The sequence below is a fragment of the Streptomyces sp. NBC_00012 genome, from assembly GCF_045040875.1.
Classification (GTDB): Bacteria; Actinomycetota; Actinomycetes; order Streptomycetales; family Streptomycetaceae; genus Streptomyces.
This window is the reverse complement of record NZ_CP108309.1, coordinates 1,994,858-2,017,431: the sequence shown is the minus strand read 5'-3', so window position 1 is coordinate 2,017,431 and position 22,574 is coordinate 1,994,858. Positions and strand designations below refer to the sequence as shown.

Below are 22,574 nucleotides of genomic sequence, written 5' to 3'. Positions count from 1 at the left end.
TCCTGCTTCTGCCCTGCCGTGTGCGTCTGACCTGGATAAACGCTATGAACACGGGCCCGGCCGCACGAGGGTGCGCGGTCCCGGAACGGGGGTGCAGCCAGCTCCACCGGACGCCGGGGGACGGCTCCACTCCGGCGGCAGGCGAACCCCCGTAACGTGGTCCGTCATGAGCACCGCACCCGCCCCGCTGACCACCGCCATCCGGCGTTCGTGGGAGGCGTCGCGCTATCTGTCCGTCGGCCTCGCGGTCGCGCTGCTCGCGTATGTGAGCGCGGTCCTGGTGGTGGCGGTCCTGCTGTTCGCCGCCGTGATCATCGGGCTGCCCGCGCTGCCGGAGGCCGCCAAAGTGCTGCGCCGGTTCGCGGAGTTCGAGCGGCGCAGGGCGGCGGCGCGGCTGGGCGTTCCGTTCACGCCGACGCCCTATCCGTCGCTGGACAGCCCCGAACTCTCCGAGCGGGTCCGGCGCGTACTCAACGATCCGACCGTGTGGCGCGATGTGCTCTGGCTGCCCCTCCAGGCGCTCATGGGCAACGCCGTCGCATATCTGGCGATGGTGCTGTGGCCGGTCGGTCTCCTCGTGGACGGGGTCGCGCTGCCGGTCGTGCACCTGCTGGACCGGCGGGCCGCCGACGAGTACGGCACACCGCTGCCCGAGCGGCCGGGGTGGGTGCTGCGCCGGCACTGCGTGCTCGCGGACCTGTCGGCCGGCTGGACCAGGTCCCTGCTCACCTCGTCGCCGTCCACCGCGCTCGCCGAACGCATCGCCCAGCTGACCGAGAGCCGGGCCGGTGCGGTGGAGGCGCACGGAGCCGAACTGCGCCGCATCGAACGTGATCTGCACGACGGCGCCCAGGCCAGGATCGTCGCCCTGTCCCTGCGGATCGGCCTCGCCCGACAGCTCCTCGACAGCGACCCGGCCGCCGCGCGCATCCGTCTGGACGAGGCACAGGACGGCGCGGAGGCGGCCCTGGCGGAACTGCGGCACGTGGTGCGCGGCATCCACCCCCCGGTGCTGACGGACCGTGGACTGACCGGCGCGGTGCGGGCGCTGGCCGCCGACGCGGGTGTGCCCGTCGCCGCGGAACTGGACGGCGTGGAGGACGGCCGGCGGCTTCCGGCAGCGATAGAGGCCGCCGCCTACTTCGTCATCGCCGAGGCGCTCACCAACATCAGCAAACACAGCGGGGCGACGGCCGCGACCGTGCGCGTCGCCCGAACCCCCGGCAGCCTGCGGGTGACCATCAGCGACAATGGGCGCGGCGGCGCGGACGAACGGCGCGGCACCTCGAAGGACCCCTCCACCGGCAGCGGGCTGGTCGGCATCGGGCGGAGGATCGCCGCTCTGGACGGCACCACCCGCATCAGCAGCCCCATCGGGGGGCCGACGGACATCGAAGTGGAGCTGCCGTGCGGATCGTGATCGCCGAGGACAACGCGCTGTTGCGGGAGGGCCTGATACTGCTGCTCACCAGCTCGGGCCACGAGGTGGTGGCCGACGCGGCGACCGGGCCCGAGGTGCTGCCCGCCCTGCTGGAACACCGTCCGGACGCCGCCGTGCTCGACGTACGGCTCCCGCCCACCTTCCGCGACGAGGGGCTGCGCGCCGCGCTCGCCGCCCGCGCCGAGCTGCCCGAACTGCCGATCCTGGTGCTCTCGCAGTACGTGGAGGAGACGTACGCCGCCGAGCTGCTCGCCAGGGGCGCGCAGGGCATCGGCTACCTCCTGAAGGACCGGATCGGCCGGGTCGACCAGTTCCTCCAGGCGCTGGAGCGGGTGGCGGGCGGCGGTACGGCGCTTGACCCCGAGGTGGTGACCCAGCTGCTGACCCGCAAGTCGTCGGCCGAGCCGCTGCGCAGCCTCACACCGCGCGAGCGCGAAGTGCTGGAACTGATGGCGCAGGGCAAGGCGAACGGCACCATCGCCACCGAACTCGTCGTGACGGAACGGGCGGTGAGCAAGCACATCGGCTCGATCTTCGCCAAGCTCGGCCTGGAGCCCGACGACGGCACGGTGCACCGGCGGGTGCTGGCGGTGCTGGCGTACCTGGAGGGCCGGGGGACGCGCTGACACGGTCCGCGGGTCTCACGTCGTCGGCGCGCCCCGCCGGGGCACCTCGCGGCGGGACAATGCCCCGCATGGACACCAGCGAACCCACAGGACCGGCGGCCCGCGCCCGCCGACTCGCCGTCCCCGGCCACCGCCGCATCCTCGGCATCGCGGGGCCGCCCGGGGCCGGGAAGTCCACCCTGGCGGCCGAGCTCGTCGACGCACTCGGCGGCCTCGCCGTCCTCGTCCCCATGGACGGCTTCCACCTGGCCCAGGCCGAACTGGAACGGCTCGGCCGCGCCGGGCGCAAGGGCGCCCCCGACACCTTCGACGCCGCCGGGTACGCCGCGCTGCTCGCACGCCTGCGCGCACCGGAAGCGGGCACCACCGTGTACGCCCCCGCCTTCGACCGCGCCCTGGAGGAGCCGATCGCCGGAGCCGTCCCCGTACCCCCGGACATCCCCCTCGTGATCACCGAGGGCAACTACCTGCTGCACGACGAGGGCTCCTGGGCGCCCGTGCGCGGGCTGCTCGACGAGGTGTGGTTCCTGGAGACCGACCCGGTGGCCCGGGTCCGGCGGCTTGTCGAGCGGCATGTGCGGTTCGGGAAGCCGAGGCCGCAAGCCGAACGCTGGGTGGCACGGTCCGACGAAGCCAACGCGCACCTGGTCGAGCGCGGCCGGACCCGCGCCGACCTCGTCGTACGGCTGGATCCCGACCCCGACAGGCTCTGAGCCCCGCTCGCGTCGGGCGGCCCGGACGGGCAGGATGCTGTGTGCCGTGTCGCGTCGCCAGGAGGTCCCGCATGTCCAGCCAGAGCCAGCCCGTGCCGTTCACCGCCGACGACTACCGGGCCCGCATGACGCGCGCGGCCGACACCGCCGCCGAGGCCGGGCTGGCGGGCGTGCTGGTCGCGCCCGGACCCGATCTCGTGTACCTCACCGGCTATCAGCCCGTGAACACCGAACGCCTCACCGTCCTGGTCCTCACGCCGGGTCAGGCCCCGGTCCTCGTCGTCCCGACGCTGGAGGCCCCGGACGCCGAGAAGGCCGTCGGCGCCCCGGCGCTCACCCTGCGGGACTGGACCGACGGCATGGACCCCTACGCCGTCACCGCCCCGCTGCTCGACGGCACGGGCCGGTTCGGGATCAGCGACAACGCCTGGGCGATGCACCTGCTCGGGCTGCAGCAGACGCTGCCGGGCACCTCGTACGTCTCGCTCACCGAGGCCCTGCCGATGCTGCGCGCGGTGAAGGACGCCCACGAGCTGGAGCGGATCGCCGCCGCCGGAGCCGCCGCCGACGCCACGTACGGCGAGATCCTCAAGGTGCGCTTCTCCGGCCGCAAGGAGACCGACATCGCCGCCGAACTGGCCGACCTGCTCAAACGGTTCGGGCACTCCCAGGTCGACTTCACGGTCGTCGGCTCCGGGCCCAACGGTGCCAATCCGCACCACGAGGCCGGTGACCGCACCATCGAGCGCGGCGACATGGTCGTCCTCGACTTCGGCGGCCTCAAGCACGGCTACGGCTCGGACACCTCCCGCACGGTCCACGTCGGTGAACCCACCGCCGAGGAGCAGCGGGTCCACGACATCGTGCGGGAGGCGCAGGAGGCGGGCTGCAACGCGGTCCGGCCGGGCGTCGCCTGCCAGGAGATCGACCGCGCCGCCCGCGCCGTCATCACCGGGTTCGGCTACGGCGAACGCTTCATCCACCGCACCGGCCACGGCATCGGGGTCACCACCCACGAGCCGCCGTACATGATCGAGGGCGAGGAGCAGCCGCTGGTGCCCGGGATGTGCTTCTCGGTGGAGCCGGGCATCTATCTGCCGGGCCGGTTCGGGGTGCGGATCGAGGACATCGTGACCGTGACCGAGGACGGCGGCCGACGCCTCAACAGCACGGCGCGGGAGCTGGCGATCGTCGAGTAGCCGGGCGCGGGGGCCGCGCCCGCGCCCCGACCGCCCTCAGCCGTCGGCCAGCACCACGCACGACTCCGGCGGCAGATGCAGCAGCCCGTCGACGCCGGGGGCATCCACCGGCTCCCACGCCGCCAGCACCCGGTCCCCGCCGCCCCGGCGCCGGCCGCCGCCCAGCGGGATCGTGGCCGGCTTCTCGCCCAGGTTGACCGCGATCCGCAGATCGCCCCTGCGGTACGCCAGCCAGCGCGCCTGTTCGTCGTGGGCGGTGCGCACCGATGCCAGATCCGGATCGCGGAGGTCGGGCAGGGTACGGCGCAGCGCGATCAGCTCGCGGTACCAGGCGTGCAGGCGGGCATGCGGCTCCCGCGACGGCTCGTTCCAGTCCAGACAGGAACGGTTCCGGGTGGCCGGGTCCTGCGGGTCCGGGATGTCGTCCGCCGCCCAGCCGTGCGACGCGAACTCCCGCCTCCGGCCGTTGCGGACCGCCTCGGCGAGCTCCGGATCGGTGTGGTCGGTGAAGAACTGCCAGGGGGTGCGCGCGCCCCATTCCTCGCCCATGAACAGCATCGGCGTGAACGGCCCCGTCAGGACGAGGGCCGCGGCGCAGGCCAGCAGGCCGGGGGAGAGCGTCGCGGAGAGCCGGTCGCCCAGGGCCCGGTTGCCGATCTGGTCATGGGTCTGGGCGTAGCCGACGAAGCGGTGGGAGGGCGTGCGGGCGATGTCGACGGGGCGGCCGTGGGTCCGGCCCCGGAAGCTGGAGTACGTGCCGTTGTGGAAGAACGCACTGGTCACGGTCTTGGCGACGGCGGCCAGCGGAGCCTGGGCGAAGTCCGCGTAGTAGCCCTGGGACTCACCGGTCAGCGCGGTGTGCAGGGCGTGGTGGAAGTCGTCGTTCCACTGGGCGTGCAGCCCGATGCCGCCCGACTCGCGCGGTGTCGTGGTCCTCGGGTCGCACAGGTCCGATTCGGCGATCAGCGGCAGCGGACGGCCCACTTCGGCGGCGAGCGCGTCTGCCGCCGTGGACAGCTCCTCCAGGAAGGTCAGCGCCCGGCCGTCGGCCAGGGCGTGGACCGCGTCCAGCCGCAGCCCGTCCAGCCGGTAGTCCCGCAGCCAGGCGAGCGCGCTGCCCAGCAGGAACGCCCGCACCTCGTCCGAGCCCGGGGCGTCGAGATTGACCGCCGCCCCCCACGGCGTGTGATGAGTGTCGGTGAAGTACGGGCCGAAGGACGGCAGGTGATTGCCGGACGGGCCGAGATGGTTGTGGACCACGTCCAGCAGGACCGCGAGCCCGAGACCGTGCGCCGTGTCGACAAATCGCTTGAGCCCGTCCGGTCCGCCGTACGGCTCGTGCACGGCCCAGAGCGATACCCCCTCGTACCCCCATCCGTGCGTGCCGGGGAACGGGCAGACCGGCATCAGCGACACATGGGTGACGCCCAGCTCGGCGAGATGGCCCAGCCGGGCGGCCGCCGCGTCGAAGGTGCCCTCCTCGGTGTACGTACCGATGTGCAGCTCGTACAGAACGGCCCCCGCGAGCCCCCGGCCCGCCCAGTCGCCGCGCCACTCGAACAGCGAGTGGTCGACGACGGCGCTCTCGCCGTCCGGCCCGTCCGGCTGGCGCCGCGAACGCGGATCGGGGAGCACCCTGCCGCCGCTCCCGCCCCCGTCCAGGACGAAGCCGTAGCGGTCCCCGTCCGATGCCCGCGCCCCGGCCGTCCACCAGCCGGACCGTGCCGGATCACGCTCCATCGCCCGCGGTTCGCCCGCCAGCCGCAGCGCCACCTCGTCCGCATCCGGTGCCCATACCTCGAACAGCATGCAACGCTCCTCGTCTCATCGCCCCCGCGCCCCGTCGCCGTCAACAGCCACGATCACCGGCCCACGACACTGGATCGAGCGCGTTACTGGCGATTAAGGTCTGGTTCTGATCATTGCCCCATCAGGTTCCGCTCAATACGCACTCCCTCGTACGGCTGTGGAGGCCGAGATGACCGTGCCGTCGTTCCCGCCCGGCTTCCTCTGGGGAGCCTCCGCGTCCGCCTTCCAGACCGAGGGGGCCACCGACACCGACGGCAAGGGCCCCTCCGGCTGGGACGCCTTCGCCGCGCAGCCCGGACGGATCAAGGACGGCACCGACACCACCCGGGGCACCGGCTTCCACCAGCACTACCGCGAGGACGTCGCCCTGCTGGCCGGCCTCGGCGCCGACGCCTTCCGCTTCTCCGTCAGCTGGCCGCGCGTGGTGCCCGGCGGCAGCGGGCCGGTCAACCCGCAGGGGCTCGACTTCTACGACCGCCTCGTCGACGAACTCTGCGCCCACGGCATCACCCCGGCCCCCACCCTCTACCACTGGGACACCCCGCTGCCGCTGGACGAGGAGGGCGGCTGGCTCAACCGGGACACCGCCTACCGCTTCGCCGAGTACACGGGCATCGTCGCCGAACGCCTCGCCGACCGCGTACCGATGTGGATCACCATCAACGAACCGGCCGAGGTGACGCTGCTCGGCTACGCCCTCGGCGAGCACGCACCGGGCCGCGCCCTCCTCTTCGACGCCCTGCCCGCCGCCCACCACCAGCTCCTCGCCCACGGCCTGGCCGTGCGCGCGCTGCGCGGCGCGGGCGCCGACAACATCGGCATCGCCGTCTCGCACACCCCCGTCTGGACCGCCGGGGACCGGGACGAGGACCGTCTGGGCGCCCAGCTCTACGACACGATCACCAACTGGCTCTTCGCCGACCCGGTACTCACCGGCCGCTACCCCGACGAGACCTTCGCCGCACTGATGCCGGGCCCGGTCGAGGACGACCTGACGACCATCTCCACCCCGCTCGACTGGTACGGGGTCAACTACTACAACCCCACCCTCGTCGGCGCCCCCGACACCAGTGCCCCGGAGTCCTTCTCCGGCTTCCGGATGCCCCCCGAACTCCTCTTCGGCATCCGGGAGATAGAGGGCTACGAGAAGACCGACTTCGGCTGGCCCGTCGTCCCCGACGGCCTGCGCGAGACCCTCGTCCAGCTCCGCGCCCGCTACGGCGACCGCCTCCCGCCGCTCTACATCACCGAGAACGGCTGCGCCGTCGACGAGCCGGCCGAGGACACCCGCCGGATCGCCTACCTCGAAGGACACCTGCGGGCCCTGCGCACCGCCATCGACGCCGGGGTCGACGTGCGCGGCTACTTCACCTGGTCGCTCACCGACAACGTCGAATGGACCGAGGGCGCCAGCAAGCGCTTCGGCCTGGTCCACATCGACTACGAGACGCTGCGCCGGACCCCCAAGGACTCCTACGCCTGGTACCGCGACCTGATCCGCGCACAGAAGACGGGCGGTCCGTCACGGTGACCTGACGGACCGCGCCCGGAGTGATCCATACTTCGCGGCATGGTTGCTTCATGGTGGTCCCGGGCCGGCCTGGGGATATTCGTGCACTGGACGCCCGCCTCCGTACCGGGCTGGGCCCCGCCGTACGTCCCCGCGGACCGGCTCCCTCTGGCGGGCCGGCGTTCGCCGCTGGGCTGGGCTCCGTACGCCGAGTGGTACGAGAACGCGCTCCGGTTCCCCGGCAGCCCCGTCTCCGCCCACCACCGCGCGACCTACGGCAGCCGCCCGTACGCCTCCTTCGGAGGCGACTTCAACGACGCCCTGGGGAACTGGGACCCCAACGCGTGGGCCCGCGACTTCCGCAGAGCGGGCGCCCGTTACGCCGTCCTCGTCGCCAAGCACCACGACGGCTTCTGCCTCTGGCCCTCCGAGGTGGCCAACCCGCACCGGGCCGGCTGGCACACCACACGCGACGTCGTCGGTGAATTCGCCGAAGCCGTACGGGCCGAGGGGCTGCGCTTCGGGGTCCACTACTCCGGCGGACTCGACCGGACCTTCGACGACCGCCCGATCGGAACCGGCGCGGACGCCGTCTCGGCCGTACCGCGCGGCAGCTACCCGGCGTACGCGGGCGCCCAGATGCGCGAACTGATCCGCCGCTACCGCCCCGACATCCTCTGGAACGACATCGCCTGGCCCGGCTCACCCTCCGATGTCCAACGGCTCGTCGAGTACTACCGCTTCGCCGTCCCGCACGGTGTCGTCAACGACCGGCTGATGCCCCACGCACCGATCCGGCGCGCGCTGTCGCTCCCCGGCGCCAAGGCCCTGTACGACGGCTGGGAACGCCGGACCACCGTCCGGGGCGAGGGCTCCGTACCGCGCCGGCCCCCGCACCACGACTTCAGCACCCGGGAATTCGCCCGCTGCACCCGACCCGACCCGTACGGGATCACCCGCGGCATCGACCACGGCTTCGGCTACAACCGCGACTTCCCGCCCGAGGCGTACCTCGGCCGCGAGGCGCTGGAGACGCTGGTACGGGAGACGGCGGCCGGGGGCGGCAAGCTGCTGCTGAACATGGGGCCGCGCGGCGAGGACGCGACGGTCCCCGCCGAGCAGCAGCTCCGCCTGGAATGGCTGGCGGAACTCACCCGTGAACTCACACCAGATGGATGCGTTCCTGGGTGATGCGGTGACCCGCGCGCGCGAACGCGGCCGCCATCGGCACATTGCCCCGGTCGGTGGCGCCCGCGATGAACCCGGCGCCCTCGGCCGCGAGGAAGTGCGTGCACTCCACGAGCAGGTCGTACCCGTAGCCGTGACCCCGCTGCTCGGGCACGACACCGATGAAGCCGACGCACGGCCCGGACGGGTTGTGGGCGGGCACCTGGATACCCGCCAGCTCGCCCTCGCGGGTGTACGCCAGCTGCCACCAGGAGCGCGGCGAGGGGCACCAGCGGAAGAAGTCGAGCTCCTCCTGCGCCGCCTGCTCCAGACCACCGGGGCCCTCGATGGCCTGCCGGGCATGGGCGTCCAGCGTGACGGAGTGGACCCGGCGCAGCACGTCGAGGATCACCTCGTCGTCCGGCTCCGGCCGGAACTCCAGCCGCCCCGGCCGCTCGGGCAGGCCGGACTCCGGTGTCCACCGGTAGCTGTACCGCTCGACCAGCGGCTTCATCCCGGCCGCGCGGGCGGCGGAGATCCGGCCCTTCGCGGCGGCCCGGACATCGGGCAGCTCCTGCCAGCCGGCGGGCAGGATCAGCTCGTACTCGGCGTGCAGCGGGGAACGGCGCAGCAGTTCGGCGCCCGCCGCCTCCTCGCCGTCGGCGAAGTCGAACCAGTTGAGCAGTACCGGCTCGGTGTCGTGGGGCCCGCCCCACCAGGCGGCACGGGCCACCACGACACCGTCGCGCAGGGCGACCCAGGTCCACTCGGGGCGGTAGTCGCCGCCGTTGTCCGTCGTGGCGTACCGGTGCCCGAACGCGGCGCGGCCGACGAGATCACGGCCCCGCAGGGTGTGGAAGAGATGTGCGTCGCTCTCGGTGAGCGCGCGGATGACCAGATCGGTCATGGAACAGTCCTCCGGAAGAAGTGGTGCGCTCCCGGTCAGACCGAAACCGAAACCGCCCGGGGAACGGGACGGGAGCGCGGGAACGCAGTGGTGGGTGTACGCACTGTTCTCGCCTCCTTCCTCGGCTCTCGGGCGGAGCAGTCACCGTAACCGGCAGTCCGGCGGGCCGTCCACCGGATTACGGGACAGCCCTCAGTCCCAGACCATGTCGAAGGAGCGCTCGAAGTTCACGTACCCGAGGCGTGCGAAGGACTTCGCCATCGGTACGTTGCCGAGGTCGGTGGCGGCCCGGATGCGTTCCACGCCGTCCTGCCCGGCCAGCACCCGGGTGCCCTCGGCGAGGATGTCATCGATGTAACCGTGGCCGCGGTGGGCGGGCAGCACACCGATGTACGCGACGATCGGGTTGTAGTTGTTGCGGGCCGGGATCACGAACCCCACCGGTTCACCGTCCGGGAGTTCGGCGACGCGCCACCACTCGCGCGGTGTCCGGTACGTCGCCAGCTCCTCGTCGTAGTGCTTCTCGGCGGCCTCGCGGGCACTGAGCCCGGACGCCAGATCGGCCTGCCCGTGGGCGTCGAGGGTGCCCTCCATCACCGGTGTCATCAGCGCGAGAAGGTCCTCGCGCCCGTCGACCGGACGGAACCGGAGCCGGCCGCTGCCGGCGGGGACCGCCGTACCGGCGCGCCACTCCAGCCGGAGCCGCTCGACCAGCATCCGCGCACCGGAGCGCTCCATGACCTGGATCCGGCCCTCGACCACCTCACGGGCGGCCGGGTCCTCGCGCCAGTCGGCCGGGACGAAGCGTCCGTACTCGGGCCGCGGGGAACCGGCGGGCACGACCGCCGCCGTCGCCGCCTCCAGCAGCTTCAGGCCCGCCTCGCCGCGTTCGGGTTCGGGCAGGCTGTCGTCCAGGTCGAAGAAGTCGAGGAGCTGAGGGGCCCGTCCGTCCTGGCTCCACCACGCGATCCTCGCCACCACGTGCTCGCCGCGCAGCGCCACCCACAACCACTCGGGACGGCGGCGACCGCTCGCCAGGTCGTCAGCGAGTTCGTGATCGAGGGTGTACGACAGCCGGAGGAAGAGCTCCAGCTCCTCGGGCCCGACGAGCGGACGGATGGTCAGTTCCTGTGGTGCACGGGTCACACAAACTCCTCGAAGCGCGCAGAAGTGCCTTCCGGCGGACGCCGGGCGGGCCTGCGGCGGGAGACGGTAGCAGCGTCCTCGCGGCCGTGCGCGGGGATATTCGCGGCCACGGGCTCCGGGCCGGCCGAGGGGCGGAACACGGGCACGTTCTGGACACTCCGGGGCGGTCGGACCGACAATTGGCCCTGTGACGTCCTCCTTCGAGTCCCACACGTATCCCGTGCGGCTGTCCGACGCCGAGCGCGACCGCGTGCTCGGCGTACTCAGAGACGGCGCGGCACAGGGCAGACTCTCCCACGACACTTTCATGCGGCGCATGGAGCTGGCCCTCACCGCCCGGCGCTCCGAGGAACTGAAGGCGCTCACCGCCGACCTGGAGGGCGAGGGCCGGTTGTCCCGGCGGATACTCCGCGTCGTGGGCGGGGTGTCCGGGTTCCCCGGCCGGGTGCGCCGGGTCTGGCAGACCGAGCGGCTCCCCAAGCTCCTGCTCCCCGCCCCGAGCCCGCACCCCCTGCTGATCGGCCGCGATCCGGGCAACGGACTGCGGCTCAACCACGAGACCGTCTCCCGGCTCCACGCGGAGCTCACCGCCCAGGGCGGCCGCTGGCTGCTGCGCGACCTCGGCTCGACCAACGGCACCTGCGTCAACGGCCAGCGGGTCACCGGCGCGGTCCCGGTCCGCGACGGGGACCAGGTGAGCTTCGGCCGGATGAGCTTCCGGCTCTCCGCACCCGTCCTCGGCCCCCCTGCCTGAGCGCCCGTCGGGTGGCCGAGGCCCCCGCGGCCCCTTCGAGGCATTCCCGGGCCCGGCGGGGTCCGGCTCAGGAACGCTGGTGCAACCCCCGCCCGCCGAGGGTGAGGAAGACTTCGCCGACCGCCTCGGAGAGCGTCGGATGGGCGTGGACGTGGTGCGCCACATCGGCGGGTTCGGCGTCCCAGCCGACGATCAGCTGGCTCTCGGCGATCATCTCGGATACCTGCGGCCCGACGAGATGTACCCCGAGGACCCGGCCGCCCCGCTCGGCGACCACCTTCACCATGCCACCCCACCCGTGCACCATCCCCTTGGCCACGGCGGTCAGCGGCATGCTGCCCACGGTGACGTCGTGCCCGGCGTCACGGGCCTGGGCCTCCGTCAGACCCACCGCGGCGGTCTGCGGGGACGAGTACGTGACCCGGGGGACGGCGGCGTAGTCCACCGCGGGCGAACGCAGTCCGGCCAGCGTCTCGGCGACGAGCATCCCCTCCGCGAACGAGGCGTGGGCCAGGCCGGGGGACGGCGGCGCCAGCAGATCGCCCACCACATGGATGCCCGGCACGGAGGTTTCGAGCCGCGACCAGTCGGCGGGCGCCACATGACCGCGCTCGTCGGTGGCCGGCCCCGCCGCGGCGAGACCGAGCCCCCCGGTCACCGGCACGCGCCCCACCGCGACGAGCAGCCGCTCGGCCGCGACCGGTGACGTACGCGCTGCGCGGTCCGGTCAACTCGGCGCTGCCGTGCACCACTTCGACCGCCGCGTGCGCGAGGTGGTCCACCACCCCGCGATGGTTGCGCGCCACGATGTCGTCCCGGGTGGCGACCAGGGCCGGCCAGTCCAACGAGTCCAGGGTCACCTTCACCCCCCACCGCTCCCCGGCCTCCGTGATGCCGTCCACGAGTTCGGAGGCGTGCAGCATCGCCTTGCTGGGAATGCAGCCCCGGTGCAGACAGGTGCCGCCCACCTTGTCGCGCTCCACGAGGACCACCTCCAGGCCGAGAGCGGCCGCCCGCAGAGCGGTGGAGTATCCGCCCGTACCACCCCCGATCACCAGCACGTCGGTCTCGGTCCCGTTCAGTTTCGTAGCCGTTGCATCCGCTGTCCGCGTCATGATCACAGCCTCCGCCCGGTCCTTGCCATGAGTCCAAGGCAATGTTTCTGTGGCTCCGATGCGCGGTCCTTATGGATACGGCCCCCGGGGAGATCGCCTTGAGCCTGCGGCAGATGGAGTACTTCCTCACGGTCGTCGAGGAGTCGTCGTTCACCCGGGCCGCCGAACTCCTCCATGTCACCCAGCCCGCGCTCTCCCACCAGATCAAGGCCCTGGAGCGGACCGTCGGCGGTGCCCTCCTCGAACGGCTGCCGCGCTGGCGGCGGGGGTGCGGAGGGCGGTGAGCTGCACATCGCGACGGTGCACGCGGTGGCCGTCGGCATCCTCCCGGACGTCTTCGCGCGCTGGCGCCGGGTGCGTCCCGGCGTCGGTCTGGTCCTCCACGAGTACGCCTCGCCCGAAGCCCTGGCGGAACAGCTCGAACGCGGCACCGCCGACCTCGCCGTCGGCCACCCGCCCGCGCGCCGGCCGGGGCCCGTCGTCCCGGTCGGCGAGGAGGAGATCGTCCTGGTGGTGCCCTTCGACGACGCGCTCGCCGGACGCGCCTCGGTCCGTCTGGAGGAGCTGGCCGACCGGCCCTGGGTGCGCTGCGCGATGGAACCCGTGGTCCAGGGCCGGCCGTTCCTGGACCTGGTCTGCGGGGAGGCCGGCTTCACACCCCGTACGGCGGTGCGCACCGAACACACGTCGACCGCGGTACGGATGGCGGCGGCCGGGGTCGGAGTCACCACGGCTCCGGCGCATGTCGTCGGGGGAGCGGTCGGCGAGGACTGCGCGGTCCTCGCCGTCGAGCCTCCGTGGCGGCGTCGGCCGGCGGTCTTCTCCCGCGTGGAATTCACGGGGGCCGCCGCCGCGTTCACGGACCTTCTCGTGGACCACGGGTCGGTCGGCTCCCGTACGCCGACGGGCTGAGACCGCCCGGACGGGCGTACCGTCCTCACCCGTGCGGCCGTACTCCCACTGCGCGACGCCCCTGCCGGTGGTCCCCTGGAGGGAACCGCGCCGTACACCGGCGCCCTGACGCCCCGGGGGTACGGATGCAGGCCGACGTGCCGGAAGGCATACCCGCACCCGTCCTCGGCCGCCGAACCGGCCGCCCGGTGCGCGGCCTCGGCCCGAGCGTCGGCCCCAGCCTGCTCGCACCCGGCGCGGCGCGCGACCCGTACCGCCTCTACCGGGTCCTGCGCGAGGAGTACCCGCTCAGCTACGACGCGCCCCTGGGCGCCTGGCTGGTCAGCCGGTACGCGGACGTGGCCACGGCCCTCGCCGACCCTCGCTTCACCGGCCTCCCACACGACGACGCACCTTCCGGCGCCCCCGCCCCGCTCGGGCTCTGCCACGGCGCCCCCCGCTGCGCGCCCCGCGAACAGCGGGGGGCGACTCCCGGTCCGGTGTCGCATCACGCGCCGGACCCCGCGACAGTGCCATGTCACACGGCCGCACGGATCGAGCGGACCGCGTACGTGCTTGCGCGCCGGATCGCGTCCCGTCAACAGGCCGATCTCGTCGAGGAGTTCTGCCGCTGGCTGCCTTTCGGCACCACGCCCGGCACGAGCGCCCGACGCCACCACGACCGGCTGTCCGGCACCACGCCCGGCATCGCGTACGGGCCCCCGCCCGGCACCGCGCCGGCCACCGCGGCCACACCCTGCACCCGGCACACCGGCCTGCGCGAGAGAGCGCTCGCCTCCCTCCTCGCCAATGTGCTGGACGCCCCCGACGTCCTCGCCGCCCTGCGCGTCGAACCCGCCCTGGCCGACCGGGCCTGGACGGAGTCGCTGCGCCGCGACCCACCGGTCCAGGTGGTGCTGCGCCGCACCGTCACCGAGGTCGCCCTCAGCGGCGGCGCCCTGCCCGCCGGGGCGGATGTCGCCTGTCTGATCGGCGCGGCCGGCCGCGATCCGGAACGGTTCGCCGCCCCCGACCTCTTCGACCCCTTCCGCCGCGACCAGGGCCGGTCCCTCACCGGACCCGCCTCCTGCCCCGCCGTCCTGCTCGGCCGGCTGGAGGCCCGGCACGGACTGCGCGCGCTGCTCGACGCGATGCCCGGGCTCCGCTGGGCGGACGGGTTCCGCCCGGCCGGCACCGGGCTGCTCACCCGCGGCCCGCGGGCCCTCCTCGTCCGGCCCGGCTGAGCAGCGCCACCGGCCGGCCGTCGAAGAGTTCCGCGAGCGCGACCGAGCCCCCGGTGAACTCCCGCCCGGGTGCCAGCAGATCGGCCCACGGCCCGTCGTCCGGCAGCACCAGCTCCGTGTCGTGCCAGCCGCCCGACTCCGCCAGCCGCAACGACAGCCTGGTCACCGCGGTGACCACCTCGCCCGAGCGGCAGAACGCCAGACAGTGCGCGGCCGCCGGGCCGTGCGCGCTCAGCGGGGCGTACGTACCGGACTCGCCGAACACCTCCGGCCGCTCGCGCCGCAACCGCAGGGCGGCCGCCGTGAGCTCGTGCTTCTCGCCGGGGGCCGCGTCCCCGGCCGGTTCACGGAACGGCCGCCGGTTGTCCGGGTCGACCAGCGCCAGGTACTCCCGCTCCGTGCCCTGGTACAGATCCGGCACACCCGGCATGGTCAGCTGCACCAGCGCCGCACCCAGCACATTGGCCCGCACATAGGGGTCGAGCGTGCTCGCGAACCGCTCCAGCGTCTCGCGCACCGGACCGCCGCCGGCGGCCGGCCCGGCCGCGACGAAGTCCGTCACCGCCCGCTCGTACGCCGGATCGGATTCGGTCCAGCTGGTGAAGAGCCCCGCCTCGCGTACCGCCTTCAGGAGCGCCGGCTCCAGCCGGCCCGCCATCTCGCCGTCCGGCAGCTTCGCGCAGCCCACCGCCGTCTGCCAGGCCTGCCAGGCGAGCTGCGGGTCCGGAGCGGTGGCCGGGGTCGCCCGCTCCAGCTCCGTCAGCAGCCCGGACCACGACTGCGGGCACTCCGTCAGCACCGCGACGCGGGCCCGTACATCGGCGCTCCGCTTGGTGTCATGGGTGGTCAGCGCCGTGCCGGTGGCCGGCCAGTCGCGGGCCAGCCGGGCACAGAACGCGTGGAACTCCTCCGGCGTCACCGCGGGCTGCCCGGGGTCGCCGCCCACCTCGTTCGCCGAGATCAGCGGCACGTACCGGTAGAACGCCGTGTCCTCGACCGACTTGGCGCGCAACGCGGAGGCGGTCTGGGCGAAACGGGAACAGAACGCCGCCCGCTCGGGCCCCTCTCCCAGCCGCCCCAGCGCCAGCTCCCGGACCACATCGACGGCCGACGCCTCCTGGGCGACGGCGAACATCGCCTTCGCGTCCCGCACGACCGCGTCCGGCAGCGTCTCCTCGGCCGTCCGCGTGCGGGGCCCGCCGGCCGTCACGTACGGGCGGTAGACGGGCACCCGCACCAGCAGTTCGCGCACGGCGGCGTGCAGCGCCCACGGGGCGTGATCGCGCAGCGCGGGGTCGGCCGCGCAGATCCGCGCCGCGAGCCGGGTCAGCAGCTCGGTCTCGGCGGCCAGCTCGTGCGTCACCACCCGGTACGCGGCGCGGCGGACGGTCGCCGTCCAGTAGCCGCCGCGGTCACCGGCGGGCCCCGCGTACTCCCGGTAGCGGCCGACCAGCTCCGCGGCGCCCATCGGGTCGACGAACAGGCCGTCCACGCGGTGCAGGGCGTCGTACCCGGTCGTCCCCGCGACGACCCAGTCCGAGGGCAGCGGCTCGCCACCGGTGAGGATCTTCTCCACCACCGTCCACCGCCCGCCGGTCGCCGCCGAGAGCCGCTCCAGGTACGCCGCGGGCTCGGCCAGTCCGTCGGGGTGGTCGATGCGCAGCCCGTCGACGACACCGTCCCGGATCAGTTCGAGGATCTTGCCGTGGGTGGCGGCGAAGACCTCGGGGTCCTCCACCCGCAGACCGATGAGCTCCGAGATCGTGAAGAACCGCCGGTAGTTCAGCTCGGTACGGGCCAGCCGCCACCAGCCGAGCCGGTAGTGCTGGGCGTCCAGCAGCTCAGGCAGCGGCAGCTCGGCGGTGCCGGTCCGCAGCGGGAACTCCTGCTCGCCGTGGCGCAGCACCTCGCCGTCCACCCGGAGCCCGCCGATCTCGTCGCCGATCGGCCCGCCGAGCACCGGCAGCAGCACCTTCCCGCCGCCGGCCGCCCAGTCGATGTCGAACCAGCGGGCGTACGGCGATCCGGGGCCCTCCCGCAGCACCTCCCACAGCGCGCGGTTGTGGCGGGGGACGGCGGCCATGTGGTTCGGCACGATGTCCACGATCAGCCCGAGACCGTGCTCGCGCGCCGTGCGGGCCAGTTCCCGCAGCCCCTGCTCACCGCCGAGCTCGGCACGTACCCGGCCGTGGTCGACGACGTCGTAGCCGTGCCGGGAGCCGGGCACGGCTTCGAGGACCGGGGACAGATGCAGATGGGAGACGCCGAGCGCGGCGAGATACGGCACCGCGTCTCCGGCGGCCGAGAACGGGAAGTCGGGCTGGAGCTGGAGCCGGTAGGTGGCGGTGGGCGTCATGCCGACGTTCGTACCCAGCCTGGCGGCTTCTGTGTCACGGAACGCCGCAAAGGGCTCGACCGGCGGTGTGCCCGGCCACCGGGCGGGACGGTCCCCGGGCCTACGCGGGCCGTTGCAGCACCGCCATGCTGCGCCCCACCAGCGTCACCCGATCGCCCGCCGCCACCTTCGGCCCCGAGCCGGGCAGGACTCCGACCGGGCGCGCGGTGTCGACCACGACCAGCCACTGCCGTCCGTGATTCACCGGAACGGAGAACTCCAGCGTCTCCGCGCTCGCGTTGAACATGAGCAGGAACGAGTCGTCGGAGATCCGCTCGCCGCGCGGACCCGGCTCCGAGATCGCGTGACCGTTGAGGAAGACCGTCAGCGCCTTGGCGTGTGCGGCCTGCCAGTCCCGCTGTGTCATCTCGTCGCCCTCCGGCGTGAACCAGGCGATGTCCGAGAGCTCGTCGTGCGTGCCCTCTACCGGACGGCCGTGGAAGAACCGGCGGCGCCGGAAGACCGGATGGTCGCGGCGCAGCCACACCATCGCCCGGGTGAACTCCAGCAGACTGCTGCCCTCGGCGCCCGGCCCGTCCCGGTCGGCGCCGTCCTGCGCCGGCTCGTCCGGGTCGGGCCAGTGCACCCACGACAACTCGCTGTCCTGGCAGTACGCGTTGTTGTTGCCCCGCTGGGTACGCGCGAACTCGTCGCCGTGGCTCAGCATCGGCACGCCCTGCGACAGCATCAGCGTGGCGACGAAGTTCCGCATCTGCCGGGTCCGCAGGTCGAGGACCTCCGGCCGGTCGGTCTCCCCCTCCGCGCCGCAGTTCCAGGACCGGTTGTGGCTCTCGCCGTCCCGGTTGCCCTCGCCGTTCGCCTCGTTGTGCTTGTCGTTGTACGAGACCAGGTCGTGCAGCGTGAATCCGTCGTGGCAGGTGGTGAAGTTGATCGAGGCGAGCGGCCGCCGTCCGTCGTCCTGGTACAGGTCCGACGACCCGGTCAGCCGCCCCGCGAACTCCGCGAGGGTGCGCGGCTCGCCCCGCCACAGGTCCCGCACGGTGTCCCGGTACTTGCCGTTCCACTCGGTCCACAGCGGCGGGAAGTTCCCCACCTGGTAGCCGCCCTCACCCACGTCCCACGGTTCGGCGATCAGCTTCACCTGGCTGACCACCGGATCCTGCTGCACCAGGTCGAAGAACGACGACAGCCGGTCCACCTCGTGGAACTGCCGGGCCAGGGTCGCCGCCAGATCGAAGCGGAAGCCGTCCACGTGCATCTCGGTCACCCAGTACCGCAGCGAGTCCATGATCAGCTGGAGCACGTGCGGCGACCGCATCAGCAGGGAGTTCCCGGTCCCCGTGGTGTCCATGTAGTACCGCTGGTCGTCCGCCAGCCGGTAGTACGAGGCGTTGTCCAGGCCCCGGAAGGAGAGCGTCGGACCCAGGTGGTTGCCCTCCGCGGTGTGGTTGTAGACCACGTCGAGGATCACCTCGATGCCGGCCTGGTGCAGGGCCCGTACCGCCTGCTTGAACTCCAGCACCTGCTCGCCCCGGTCGCCCCAGGAGGCGTAGGCGTTGTGCGGGGCGAAGAAACCGATGGTGTTGTAGCCCCAGTAGTTGGCGAGCCCCGCGTCCGCCAGCCGGTGGTCCTGGACGAACTGGTGCACCGGCATCAGTTCGATCGCCGTGACGCCCAGTTCCGTCAGATGGGCGATCACCTCCGGGTGGGCCAGCCCCGCGTAGGTGCCGCGCAGCTCCTTCGGCAGCCCCGGGTGGAGCATCGTCAGACCCTTCACATGGGCCTCGTAGATCACCGTGCGGTGGTAGTCCGTACGGGGGCGCCGGTCGTCGCCCCAGTCGAAGTACGGGTTGACCACGACCGAGGTCATGGTGTGCGGCGCCGAGTCGAGGTCGTTGCGCGCGTCGGGGCGGCCGAACGGATAGCCGTACACCGCCTCGCCCCACCGGATCTGCCCGGCGACGGCACGGGCGTACGGGTCGAGCAGCAGCTTGGCCGAATTGCAGCGGGCGCCGCGCTCCGGCTCGTACGGTCCGTGGACCCGGAATCCGTACCGCTGACCGGGCATCACTCCGGGGAGATAGGCATGGCGGACGAAGGCGTCGGTCTCCCTGAGCTCCACCGCCGTCTCGGAACCGTCGTCGTGCAGCAGGCACAACTCGATTCGTCTGGCGGCCTCCGAGAAGACCGCGAAGTTGGTCCCGGCGCCGTCGTACGTGGCACCGAGGGGATACGCCTGTCCCGGCCAGACCTGCATGGGTTCGACCCTTCCACTACTGATCCGGGTGCCTGGAGCTCGCGGGTTGCCGGGGTCCGTCCGGCCCCTGATCCGCCGGGCGGGCCCCGGAGCCTGTCGGGCGGCCTCCGGCCGGGCGGCCACCCGACAGGCTCCGAGCCAGATCTTCCCCGAAAGAGGTGCGGCTACCTAGGACGTCACGCGGTCCGGTCAACATCGGGCCTCTCCGTGTCGCCCGGAACCGGGATCCGGACCCCGCGAACCGGTGCTCGCCCGGTGCAGGGCCCCGGATGGGGTGGTCAATCACTATGAATCCCCTCACTACGGCAGATCTCGCTGCCGGGAAGGTGCCTGCGCCGTAGGGGAGTTGACGAAGCAGCATGTGCATCCGGCTGCACCGGATCCCGCTCCCGGAGTACCCTTCCTTGATCGTTGGTGGGGGAGTGGAAGGCGGTGCGCGGGTGAGCTCGGGCGGATTCGAGCTGCCCCCAGGTGACCCGGGTCACGAGGGGGACTCCACCGATGTCCCGCCAGGGGCGGTATCGCTTGCGCAGCCCATGGAGATCGGCGCGGAGCTGGACTGGGGAGCGGACGCCTGGAGCGAGGTGCGTACGCGCGCGCAGCGGGCCGGGCGGGCCTACATCTGGCTGAATCTCGTGGAGCAGCGGCTGCGCGCCGTGGTCGCCGCGGTGCTCCGGCCCATCTACGAGCCGGTCCACGGCGAGGACTGGGTGGTGGCCGCGGCCGGGCCCGCCGGACAGGAGTGGGTGCAGCGCGCCGTCGCCGTGCGCGAGGTCTCGCGCCGCAAGGGCTATCTGCTGGACCCCGCCGACGACAACGTTCTCAGCTTCCTCACGCTGCCCCAGCTGCGTGAGCTGATGGTCCAGCACTGGCCGTGCTTCGAGGCGTACTTCGACGACCGGCGGGAGGTGGAGCTGGCGCTCGACGAGCTGGAGGTCGCCCGCAACGTGGTCTCCCGCAACCGCGCACTGAACGAGGCGGTCCTTGCCCAGGCCGAGCGCGCCTCCGCCCGGCTCCTGGAGATCCTGGGCAGCGGCGCCGCGGTCCCCTCGGCCGACCGGCTCCCGGTCGACGCCGTCGAGGAGCTGGTCGGCGACCGGTACGCGGACGTGGTCTCCGTCCACTCCGACCGGGTGCGGCTCCAGCGCCAGCTGCCCGCCGAGGACCTCTTCGGCGGTTCGCGCCGGCTCGACGCGATCGGCATAGGGCTCAACCTGCTGGTGCAGAACTTCTCCGGCCGCAGGCTCATCCGGCTCGCGGAGTCGGGCTGCCGGGTCCGGCTGCTCTTCATCAACCCGGCGAGCAGCGCGGTCAAGCGCCGGGAGCGGGAGCTGGGACTGAAGAAGGGGGAGCTGAGCCGGTCGGTGGAGATGAACATCCTCCATATGCGCCGGGTCCGCTCCAAGCTCCGCGACCCGGGCGCCTTCGAGATCCACGTGTTCGACGAGACCCCGCGCTTCACGGCCTATCTGGTCGACGGCGACGGGACCGACGCGGTCGGGGTCGTACAGACCTATCTGCGGCGCGCACGCGGCATGGAGGCGCCCGTGCTGGTGCTGCGCGGCGGCGGCCGCGCCGTGGTCCGGGCGGGGCAGGACAACGAACGCGGACTCTTCGAGACGTACCGCGAGGAGTTCGAGTCGGTGTGGGCGGACTCCCGGCCCGTCTCCTGAGGGGCCGCCACCGCGTTGTCAGTGGTGCATGCGAGGGTGGTCATCACCTGGGGGAGAGCACCACGAAGGAGGTACGGGATGAGCTGGCACCGGGAGGCGCTGGTCGGCTTCGACCTGGAGACGACGGGCACGGAACCGCTGGAGGCCCGGATCGTGACAGCCGCGGTCGTCGGCGTCGGCGGCAGGGACGGGGAGCCGGTGCGGCAGCGCGCCTGGCTGGCGGATCCGGGCATCCGGATCCCCGCGCAGGCCTCGGCGATCCACGGCATCAGCAGCGAGCGGGCGGCGGCGGAGGGCCGGCCGGTGCGCGAGGTGGCCGACGAGATCGCCGAAACCCTCACCGGTTACTGGCGCCAGGGAGTGCCGGTCGTCGCGTACAACGCGGCCTTCGACCTGACGCTGCTCACGGCGGAGTTGCGGCGGCACGGGCTGCCGTCGCTGAGCGACCGGCTCGACGGGGCCGGGATCGGCCCGGTCATCGACCCGTACACCATCGACCGGGCGGTCGACCGCTACCGCAAGGGCAAGCGCAACCTGGAGGCGGTCTGCGTCGAGTACGGAGTGGTGCACGGCGGTGCCCATGACGCGGGGGCGGACGCGCTGGCCGCGGTCCGGGTGGCGTACGCCATAGCCGAGCGGCACGGCTCGGTGGCCGAGCTGACCGCCGCCGAGCTGCACGAGCGCCAGGTGGAGTGGTACGCGCAGTGGGCGGCGGACTTCCAGCAGTTCCTGCGCCGCAAGGGCACGGCGGACGCGGTGATCGACGGCCACTGGCCGCTGCGGGAGCCGGCCGGGGTGGCCGCCGGCTGACGGCCGGGCCCCGCCCCCGGGGTCAGCGGGCGGCGCTCAGAACGGATACCACCGCACCGCCGTGTCACCGTCACGCAGTGAGGCCACCCGGCGGCGGAATTCCGCGAGCGCCTTCGGATTGGCCGGCGCGTGCTGGGACACCCAAGCACAGCTGGCCGTCTCCCGGGCCCCGCGGAGCACCGCGCAGCCCTCCCACTCACGGACGTCCCAGCCGTAGGCGGCGGTGAAGGCGTCGTACGCCTCGGGCGCCAGGCCGTACCGGTCCCGGGACAGCGCCAGCACCACCAGATCGTGCTCGCGCAGATCCGCGGAGAAGGTCTCCAGGTCGACCAGCACCGGACCGTCCGGACCGACATGGACGTTGCGGGGCAGCGCGTCGCCGTGGATCGGCCCCGGCGGCAGATGGGGGACCAGAGCGGCGGCGGCCGCCGCGAAGCCGTCGCGGCGCTCCCGCAGATAGTCGGCGTCGGCCGGGTCGATCGCGTCGCCCGCGAGCCGCAGCCAGCGTTCGACCCCGCCCAGCAGGTCGCGGCGCGGGAGGGCGAGGCCGTCCGGGGCGGGCAGCGCGTGCACCAGGGTGAGCAGCGGTGCCAGATCCCGCGGCTCGGCGGGGCGCACGGCATCGGGCAACCGGTGCCAGAGGGTCACGGGGTGCCCCTCGACCAGGCGCGCCGCGGGCTCGGCGGCCCGTACGGCGGGGACGTCCGAGGCGGCCAGCCACCGGGCGACGGCCACCTCGCGTTCTGCCCGGTCCCGCAGTTCCGGGTTGCGCACGGCGTCCCGGCCGACCTTGACCACCAGGTCGCCGACCGCGAACACCGCGTTCTCACCCATCGCGAGCAGCTCCGCACCGCCGGACAGCCCGGCAGCGGTCAGCACCTCACGCGCACGCATCTCGTTCATGACTCCGATTTTCGCATCCGTGCAGGCCCGCTTGACGAACCGACGGCCCGTCA

General features: G+C 73.1%; 16 protein-coding genes and 2 pseudogenes. 11 read left to right on the top strand and 7 right to left on the bottom strand.

Annotated elements, in window-relative coordinates; translation table 11 throughout:
* Window positions 1-166 precede the first annotated feature (166 nt).
* From OHA19_RS09385 to OHA19_RS09370, 4 genes are all read left to right on the top strand, one after another.
* On the top strand, window positions 167-1,420 hold the full coding sequence (locus OHA19_RS09385) for a sensor domain-containing protein (RefSeq protein WP_405717551.1): 1,254 nt from the start codon (window positions 167-169) through the stop codon (window positions 1,418-1,420).
* A complete protein-coding gene (locus tag OHA19_RS09380; RefSeq protein ID WP_405717553.1) occupies window positions 1,408-2,067 on the top strand; it encodes a LuxR C-terminal-related transcriptional regulator in 660 nt (219 codons plus the stop codon). The genes OHA19_RS09385 and OHA19_RS09380 overlap by 13 nt, the downstream gene beginning before the upstream one ends.
* A 68-nt stretch (window positions 2,068-2,135) precedes the next feature.
* Window positions 2,136-2,780, top strand: coding sequence for a nucleoside/nucleotide kinase family protein (locus OHA19_RS09375; RefSeq protein ID WP_405717555.1), 645 nt, complete (start codon window positions 2,136-2,138; stop codon window positions 2,778-2,780).
* A 71-nt stretch (window positions 2,781-2,851) separates the two neighbouring features.
* On the top strand, window positions 2,852-3,979 hold the full coding sequence (locus OHA19_RS09370; RefSeq protein WP_405717558.1) for a M24 family metallopeptidase: 1,128 nt from the start codon (window positions 2,852-2,854) through the stop codon (window positions 3,977-3,979).
* Window positions 3,980-4,015: 36 nt separating this feature from the next.
* Here the strand turns inward: OHA19_RS09370 and treZ are convergent, their stop codons facing one another.
* Window positions 4,016-5,788 carry a malto-oligosyltrehalose trehalohydrolase gene (treZ, locus tag OHA19_RS09365; RefSeq protein WP_405717561.1) on the bottom strand — a complete coding sequence of 591 codons (1,773 nt, stop codon included), beginning with the start codon at window positions 5,786-5,788 and terminating at the stop codon, window positions 4,016-4,018.
* 169 nt (window positions 5,789-5,957) lie between these two features.
* Here treZ and OHA19_RS09360 point away from each other — a divergent pair, with 169 nt between their 5' ends.
* Window positions 5,958-7,319: a GH1 family beta-glucosidase gene (locus OHA19_RS09360; RefSeq protein WP_405717563.1), complete on the top strand. Its 1,362-nt coding sequence runs from the start codon at window positions 5,958-5,960 to the stop codon at window positions 7,317-7,319.
* A gap of 39 nt (window positions 7,320-7,358) precedes the next feature.
* Entirely contained in the window at window positions 7,359-8,489 is a 1,131-nt protein-coding gene (locus OHA19_RS09355) for an alpha-L-fucosidase (RefSeq protein ID WP_405749881.1), read from the top strand.
* Here OHA19_RS09355 and OHA19_RS09350 read toward each other — a convergent pair.
* Window positions 8,461-9,372, bottom strand: coding sequence for a GNAT family N-acetyltransferase (locus OHA19_RS09350; RefSeq protein WP_405717568.1), 912 nt, complete (start codon window positions 9,370-9,372; stop codon window positions 8,461-8,463). The genes OHA19_RS09355 and OHA19_RS09350 overlap by 29 nt on opposite strands.
* Before the next feature lie 192 nt (window positions 9,373-9,564).
* Complete coding sequence (locus tag OHA19_RS09345; RefSeq protein ID WP_405717571.1) at window positions 9,565-10,518, bottom strand: GNAT family N-acetyltransferase; 954 nt, start codon at window positions 10,516-10,518, stop codon at window positions 9,565-9,567.
* A gap of 187 nt (window positions 10,519-10,705) precedes the next feature.
* On the opposite strand from OHA19_RS09345, the gene OHA19_RS09340 reads away from it, so the two are divergent.
* Window positions 10,706-11,272, top strand: a complete 567-nt coding sequence (locus tag OHA19_RS09340; RefSeq protein ID WP_405717574.1) for an FHA domain-containing protein — start codon at window positions 10,706-10,708, stop codon at window positions 11,270-11,272.
* A gap of 67 nt (window positions 11,273-11,339) precedes the next feature.
* Here OHA19_RS09340 and OHA19_RS09335 read toward each other — a convergent pair.
* Window positions 11,340-12,387, bottom strand: a pseudogene (locus OHA19_RS09335) (dihydrolipoyl dehydrogenase family protein).
* 98 nt (window positions 12,388-12,485) lie between these two features.
* Here OHA19_RS09335 and OHA19_RS09330 point away from each other — a divergent pair.
* Together OHA19_RS09330 and OHA19_RS09325 are read left to right on the top strand one after the other, a co-directional pair.
* A pseudogene (locus tag OHA19_RS09330) lies at window positions 12,486-13,299 on the top strand (LysR family transcriptional regulator).
* 125 nt (window positions 13,300-13,424) lie between these two features.
* Window positions 13,425-14,522: a cytochrome P450 gene (locus OHA19_RS09325; protein WP_405717579.1), complete on the top strand. Its 1,098-nt coding sequence runs from the start codon at window positions 13,425-13,427 to the stop codon at window positions 14,520-14,522.
* On the opposite strand, the gene treY is transcribed toward OHA19_RS09325, so the two are convergent.
* Together treY and glgX are read right to left on the bottom strand one after the other, a co-directional pair.
* Entirely contained in the window at window positions 14,482-16,878 is a 2,397-nt protein-coding gene (gene treY / locus OHA19_RS09320) for a malto-oligosyltrehalose synthase (protein WP_405749879.1), read from the bottom strand. The two genes, OHA19_RS09325 and treY, sit on opposite strands and share 41 nt — an antisense overlap.
* Window positions 16,879-16,978: 100 nt before the next feature.
* Entirely contained in the window at window positions 16,979-19,135 is a 2,157-nt protein-coding gene (glgX, locus tag OHA19_RS09315) for a glycogen debranching protein GlgX (protein WP_405717583.1), read from the bottom strand.
* A 440-nt stretch (window positions 19,136-19,575) separates the two neighbouring features.
* On the opposite strand from glgX, the gene OHA19_RS09310 reads away from it, so the two are divergent.
* Together OHA19_RS09310 and OHA19_RS09305 are read left to right on the top strand one after the other, a co-directional pair.
* A complete protein-coding gene (locus OHA19_RS09310) occupies window positions 19,576-20,808 on the top strand; it encodes an SAV2148 family HEPN domain-containing protein (protein WP_405717585.1) in 1,233 nt (410 codons plus the stop codon).
* A 78-nt stretch (window positions 20,809-20,886) separates the two neighbouring features.
* A complete protein-coding gene (locus OHA19_RS09305; protein ID WP_405717587.1) occupies window positions 20,887-21,618 on the top strand; it encodes a 3'-5' exonuclease in 732 nt (243 codons plus the stop codon).
* 36 nt (window positions 21,619-21,654) lie between these two features.
* On the opposite strand, the gene OHA19_RS09300 is transcribed toward OHA19_RS09305, so the two are convergent.
* Entirely contained in the window at window positions 21,655-22,521 is an 867-nt protein-coding gene (locus tag OHA19_RS09300) for a phosphotransferase enzyme family protein (RefSeq protein ID WP_405749877.1), read from the bottom strand.
* Window positions 22,522-22,574 lie beyond the last annotated feature (53 nt).